Origin of the sequence: Bartonella sp. ML69XJBT (assembly GCF_028618515.1) — a bacterium.
Taxonomy (GTDB): domain Bacteria; phylum Pseudomonadota; class Alphaproteobacteria; order Rhizobiales; family Rhizobiaceae; genus Bartonella.
Genome location: NZ_JAQITB010000136.1, coordinates 1 through 845 on the forward strand (window position 1 = coordinate 1; position 845 = coordinate 845).

1 protein-coding gene is annotated in these 845 nt (G+C 39.4%); it reads right to left on the reverse strand.

All coding sequences use genetic code 11. The features are described 5' to 3' along the window. Positions 1-8 precede the first annotated feature (8 nt). On the reverse strand, positions 9-845 hold an 837-nt coding region (locus PVV68_RS10545), incomplete at its 5' end, for a hypothetical protein (protein WP_273783054.1).

Here is an 845-nt window from a genome sequence, read left to right on the forward strand (position 1 = left end):
CTCTCTCCTCACTTCCTTTTCTTCTGAGAAGAGTCCTTTTTATTATCTGTAGATACTTCTCCACTATTAACTAAAGTACCACCACCAACGTTGCTTGTATCAACACGTGCATTACCGCAAACAATTGCATTGTCATAAACCTTCGCTGTACCATAAATTAATGCCTCCTCGTAAACTTGTGCCTTACCATAAACTTCTGCATTCTTAGTAACGGTAGCATATCCGTAAACGCGCGCTTCTTCATAAACCTGTGCCGCCCCCCAAATCTCTGCATTTCCATACACACGCGCATTGCCATAAACCTTGGCATTACCGCCAACAACCACTTGCCCATAAGCTTGAGCTTTGTCATAAACTTGTGCATTGGAATAAACCTGAGCATCACTAAAAACCATAGCTTCGCCCCCAACCCAACAGTCACCCTCGTGACTAAGATTGGCTTCTTTTGCTATCCAGCCTCCTAAATCACTTTTCTTAATGGTACCAAAGTTTTTTAATGCTCGAATTCGGTGTAAAATATGCTTACAATCACCTTTCTCACCACTGAGTTTGTACTCTTTGATTTCACCAGTGAATTCGTATTTTTTAGTTGGGTCAACTGGTACTATATTATCTTTAAGGGTAATAATCTCTTCTTTAAGCTTCTCTATTTCCTCATCACGTGATTGAACTTCTGCTTTTAGTTCATCTATAATTTCGTTCTTCCGTTTGAACGCTTCATCATACGCATCTATCTTTTGATGCAGTTCTTTAAGATCCGCATCACATTCATCAATGGTCTGCTTGGTTTTCTTTAAAAACTTGATATCTTTTTCTGCAATTTCTCTCTCAAGCTCTGCAATTTG